Annotated in this window: 6 protein-coding genes; 5 read left to right on the forward strand and 1 reads right to left on the reverse strand. The window is 64.0% G+C overall.

What is annotated here, in order from left to right:
* The 5 genes from ACIPIA_RS09690 to ACIPIA_RS09710 form a co-directional block, all read left to right on the forward strand.
* On the forward strand, positions 1 to 183 hold a 183-nt coding region (locus ACIPIA_RS09690), incomplete at its 5' end, for a hypothetical protein (protein ID WP_400508948.1).
* A 148-nt stretch (positions 184 to 331) separates the two neighbouring features.
* Entirely contained in the window at positions 332 to 1,528 is a 1,197-nt protein-coding gene (locus ACIPIA_RS09695; protein ID WP_400508950.1) for an amino acid ABC transporter permease, read from the forward strand.
* A gap of 10 nt (positions 1,529 to 1,538) precedes the next feature.
* Positions 1,539 to 2,918, forward strand: coding sequence for an amino acid ABC transporter permease (locus tag ACIPIA_RS09700; RefSeq protein WP_400508952.1), 1,380 nt, complete (start codon positions 1,539 to 1,541; stop codon positions 2,916 to 2,918).
* A 100-nt stretch (positions 2,919 to 3,018) separates the two neighbouring features.
* The gene (locus ACIPIA_RS09705; RefSeq protein WP_400508958.1) at positions 3,019 to 3,735 is read left to right on the forward strand and encodes an amino acid ABC transporter ATP-binding protein; all 717 of its coding nucleotides are present in this window, start codon (positions 3,019 to 3,021) and stop codon (positions 3,733 to 3,735) included.
* A gap of 166 nt (positions 3,736 to 3,901) precedes the next feature.
* A complete protein-coding gene (locus ACIPIA_RS09710) occupies positions 3,902 to 4,180 on the forward strand; it encodes a PepSY domain-containing protein (protein WP_400508954.1) in 279 nt (92 codons plus the stop codon).
* A gap of 99 nt (positions 4,181 to 4,279) precedes the next feature.
* Here ACIPIA_RS09710 and ACIPIA_RS09715 read toward each other — a convergent pair.
* The coding region (locus ACIPIA_RS09715) for a glycerophosphodiester phosphodiesterase (protein ID WP_400508956.1) at positions 4,280 to 5,391 on the reverse strand (1,112 nt) is incomplete at its 5' end.

Consider the following 5,391-nt stretch of genomic DNA (forward strand, 5'->3'; position numbering starts at 1 on the left):
CGGGATTTGCTGTTCCGGATTTTATGTCAGCAGGACTTGCCGCACCGGCATTTGCTGCTCAAGATTTGTTCAATCGGGAGAGCGGGACAAACCCGCTCCGAACAGGGGAACGGCATGAAGACAGACAACAGCACTGTCGCCAGCGCGGCAGCCATCGGCGTCGGTATCGCGCCGGCACCGTGACCAGCGGCGGGGGCTCGCTGCGTCGCGGCGCGCCCTTGCGGCAAGAAGCTCACAGAAAACGCGGCACGGATAACAACACGACCTCGGCGCAATCGCATCGCCGCAGGATCGCCGGCCGCCACAAGCGAAGCAAAAAAGGGCGTGGCAAGTGTCGAGCATCCCCGACCAAACGGTATCACCCGGCAAGGCGTCGTTGTTCTACGACCCGAAGATCCGCGGCTATTTCTATCAGATCGTTCTGCTGGCGGCCGTCGGCTTCCTCATCTGGTCCGCAGCATCCAATGCGATCGAGAACCTGCGCGCGCAGAAGATCGCCTCGGGCTTCGCCTTCTGGCACAACGCCGCCGGCTTCGACGTCAACCAGAAACTGATCCCGTTCTCGGCATCCGGCGGCTCGACCTATGGTCAGGCCTTCTTCGTCGGCCTGCTCAATACATTGCTCGTTGCCGCCCTCGGTATCGTCTTCGCCACCATCATCGGCTTCGTCGTCGGTGTGGCGCGGCTCTCGAACAACTGGATCGTCGCCAAGCTGGCGATGATCTATGTCGAGGTCATCCGCAACATCCCGCTGCTGCTCCAGCTCTTCTTCTGGTACAACGCGGTGCTCAAGCCGCTGCCGGATGCGCGCAATTCCATCGCTCTGCCCGGCAGTATCTATCTCAACAACCGCGGCATCATCCTGCCCAGCCCGCAGTTCGGGCCGGCCTTCGAGGCCGTCGTCATCGCCTTCATCGTCGGCGTCGCAGCCGCGATCGCCTTCTTTATCTGGGCGCGCGGGCAGCAGGCGAGGACTGGCAAGCAGTATCACAACGGCTGGATCGCGCTCGCGCTGATCATCGGCCTGCCGCTGGTCGTCTTCTTCGCAACCGGGCGGCCGCTGTCCTTCGACTATCCGCAGCAGGGCCGGTTCAACCTCACCGGCGGAATGCAGATCTTCCCGGAGTTCGTGGCCTTGCTGATCGGCCTGTCGACCTATACGGGAGGCTTCATCGCCGAGGTCGTGCGCGCCGGCATCCTGGCGGTTTCGAAAGGGCAGACCGAGGCCGCCAACGCGCTTGGCCTGCGCTCGGGCCCGACGCTGAAGCTCGTGATCATTCCGCAGGCGATGCGCGTGATCATCCCGCCGCTGACCTCGCAATACCTCAACCTCGCGAAGAACTCTTCGCTGGCGGTGGCGATCGGCTATCCCGATCTGGTCCAGGTCTTCATGGGCACGGTGCTGAACCAGACCGGTCAGGCGGTCGAGATGGTCTCGATCACGATGGCGGTCTACCTGACGATCTCCTTGGTGACGTCGTTCTTCATGAACCTCTACAACAAGCGCATGGCGCTGGTCGAACGGTGAGGGCTGAGCGATGACCGACGCAACCACCGAACTCGCTCCCTACGCCTTCGTCCGTAAGGAGACGCTGCAGCAGGAGCCCGCGCCGCTCTCCGTGGCCGGCCCCCTGGCCTGGATCAGGGCGCACCTGTTCTCCAGCCCGCTGAACACCATCCTGACCCTGCTCTGCCTTTACCTCGTGGTCGATGCCACGCCGGGGCTGATCAGGTTCTATTTCCTCGACGCGGTCTGGACTGGCACCAGCCGCGACGCCTGCCTCGCGGACAAGGTCGGCAGGCCGGTCGGTGCCTGCTGGGCCTATATCGCGGATCGCCTTCAGTACTTCATCTACGGCTCCTACCCGGTGGCGGAGCGCTGGCGCGTCAACATTGTCTTCGCGATGTTTGCGCTCGGCGTGGTCTGGCTGCTCTGGACCAAGGCACCGCTGAAGAAGATCGGCTTCTTCTATTTCTTCGTCATCCTGCCTGCGAGCGCCTTCATCCTGCTCCTCGGCGGCGATCGGGCCGAGGGCTTCCTGCGTTTCCTGATCCTCGTGAGCTTCGCGCTCGCCGTGCTCTATCTCGTGCTGTCCTTCGTGCCGTCGCTGGTGCGGTTCTGGATCGGCGAGGGGCAGCTCGCGGTCGAGCAGGAGATGCCGGTCTGGCAGCGCTTCTACCGGCCGAAGCGCCTGATCATTATCGCGCTCGTCGTCTTCGGCCTCCTCGCCGTGCTGGCCGACAAGGTCGGGCTGCCGCGTGTCGATACCGGCCTCTGGGGCGGCATGACCGTGACCTTCCTGGTCTCGGCCGTCGGCATCGTCTTCTCGCTGCCGCTTGGCGTGCTGCTCGCGCTCGGGCGCCGTTCGCGCCTGCCGGCGATCCAGCTGCTCTCGGTCATCTTCATCGAGTTCGTCCGTGGTGTGCCGCTGATCACCGTGCTGTTCATGGCGAACACCATGCTGCCGCTGTTCGTGCCGCAGGAATGGTCGCCGGATCGTCTCCTGCGGCCGCTGATCGGTGTCGCGCTCTTCTCCGCCGCCTATATGGCGGAGGTGGTGCGCGGCGGCCTGCAGGCGATCCCGAAGGGCCAGTACGAGGGGGCGATGTCGCTGGGCCTCGGCTACTGGCAGATGATGCGTCTGATCATCCTGCCGCAGGCTCTGCGGATCGTGATCCCCGGTATCGTCAACACCTTCATCGGGCTGTTCAAGGATACGACGCTGGTCACCATCGTCGGCATCTTCGACTTCCTGCGTACGATCGAGGCGACCCTGGTCGACCCGACCTGGGCTACCCCGACCACGCGGACGACCGGCTACGCCTTCGCCGCGATCTTCTATTTCCTTTGCTGCTGGGGAATGTCGCGCTACTCCGTAGCTGTCGAGAAGCGCCTAGCCGCCGGCCAAAAACGTTGAGAGAGGAATGACGACCATGGCAATGGCAGAAACCAAGATGACCGACGCCCGGCCTGCGGCACTGAAGCAGACGTCGCTCAACACGGCCACGGCCGTCGAGATGATCGGCGTGAACAAGTGGTACGGCGAGTTCCATGTGCTGCGCGACGTGAACCTGAAGGTGTCGCGGGGCGAGAAGCTGGTGATCTGCGGGCCGTCGGGCTCGGGCAAGTCGACGATGATCCGCTGCATCAACCGGCTGGAGGAGCATCAGAAGGGCCAGATCATCGTCGACGGGACGGAGCTCACGAACGATCTCAAGAAGATCGACGAGATCCGCCGCGATGTCGGCATGGTCTTCCAGCACTTCAACCTGTTTCCGCATCTGACGATCCTCGAGAACCTGACGCTGGCTCCGATCTGGGTGCGCAAGATGCCCAGGAAGGACGCGGAAGAGATCGCGATGCACTATCTCAAGCGCGTCAAGATCCCCGAGCAGGCCTCGAAATATCCGGGCCAGCTCTCGGGCGGCCAGCAGCAGCGCGTCGCGATCGCCCGCTCGCTGTGCATGAGCCCGAAGATCATGCTGTTCGACGAGCCGACCTCGGCGCTCGATCCGGAAATGGTCAAGGAGGTGCTCGACACCATGGTCTCGCTGGCCGACGAGGGCATGACCATGCTCTGCGTCACCCACGAGATGGGTTTCGCCCGCCAGGTCGCAGACCGCGTCATCTTCATGGATGCCGGCCAGATCGTCGAGATGAACACCCCCAACGAGTTCTTCAAGAACCCGCAGCACGAGCGCACCAAGCTCTTCCTCTCCCAGATCCTGCACTGAACAAGACCTGTTCATCGAGCAATCCAGGCGCGCCGGCCTCGCCGGCGCGCTTTTTCGTTCGATGACGAAGGCTGGAAGAAGCGCGAAGCATCGACGCCAGTAGAAGAAGCCTTTTGCGGAACGAGTCCTTCGCCGGTGCGTTGATGGCGCAAACGGAGGATACGTCATGAAGCGTTTTGTCCCTGTCATAGCTGTCGCTCTTCTGGCCAGCGGCGGCGCCTATGCTCAGTCGATCAATATCGGCCCCGGCGGTGTGAGCGTCGATCCGCGCACGCCGCATGAGCGGGCCATGGACCGCGAAATGCGCCAGGAGCGCCATGAGCGGATGCGAGAGCGTGAGTGGCGCCGCGCCAACTATTATCGCGGCGATGATTGCCGGACGGTCACGACCGAACGGGAAACGCCGCGCGGCGTCGTGCGCCGCACGACCCGCGTATGCGATTGACGACCTGCGGGCTCCGGCTCGGTCGACAGGAAAGCCCGCGATGCTCGATGCGCCGCGGGCTTTCCGTTGTTCAGTTGGGTTAGTCCAGTGCCGCGCGAGCTACTTCGCGTCGCGCGCCTTCACGGCCTGATCCGGGAAATCGGAGAACAGCCCGTCTAGGCCGAGCGCGAAGAAGGCCTTGTACTCGGCCCCTGCGTCGCCCTTGAAGTCCGAGGTCAGGCGCTTCGGCTCGCTGCGGAAAGTCCAGCTATGGACGAGCAGGCCGGCGGCATGAGCGTCCTTCACGACATTGGTCGGCGCAATCAGCGTGCGGTCGCGCTCGTCGATGGCTCCGTCGCCGTTGAGGTCCTGCGGCTTGCCATCGGCTCCGATCGTCTGCTTCGCGCCCATGATGTAGGGCTTCCAGGGGCCGACGCCGTCTGCGTAGGTCGCGATCTCCTTCAGCCCTTCCGGCGACAGCATGTCCTGGAACGTGCGCTTGTCGCCGAGCACCGCGAAGTCGTAGGGGCGGTCGAACGGGGCGACGAGCGTGACCTTGCCGTCCTTGTCGACGCCGTCGCCGTCGACGAGCTGGACGAGGCGCAGCTGCGTCTTCGGGCGCAGATACCGGAGGTTCGCCGTCTCGAAGCTCTGGATGAAGACCGGAGAAGTCTTCTCGGTCCAGCCGGCCGCCTTGAGCATGTCGAGAAGCTTGTCCTCGAACGAGAGGCCGAGCGCGGCGTGGTAGGTCGGGTGCTTGGTCTCGGGATAGATGCCGATGGTACGGCCGGTTCGCGCGCTTTCCGACTTGGCGAGGTCGATCACCTCCTGGAACGTCGGGATCTGGTACTTGCCGTTATGGGACTGGTCGCGGTCGGCGAAGGCCTGCTTCGCTTTCAGCGTCTTGATCTCGGCGACGGTGAAGTCGTTGGCGAACCAGTCGGTGGTGTCGATGCCGTCGACCTTGCGCGTGGTCTTGCGGCTGGCGAATTCCGGCCGCTCGGCAACGTCGGTGGTGCCGCTCAGCATCGGCTCGTGCCGGACGACCAGGACACCGTCCTTGGTCGAGACGAGATCGGGCTCGATGAAGTCGGCACCTTGCTGGATGGCGAGCTTGTAGCCCTCGATCGTGTGCTCGGGCAGGTAGCCGCTGGCGCCACGATGGGCGATCACCAGCGGCTTCTTTTCGGTCTGCTGAGCCAGCGCCGCGAGCGGCTGACAGGCCAGCACGG

It is taken from the genome of Allobosea sp. CER48 (assembly GCF_044752385.1).
Lineage (GTDB): Bacteria > Pseudomonadota > Alphaproteobacteria > Rhizobiales > Beijerinckiaceae > Allobosea.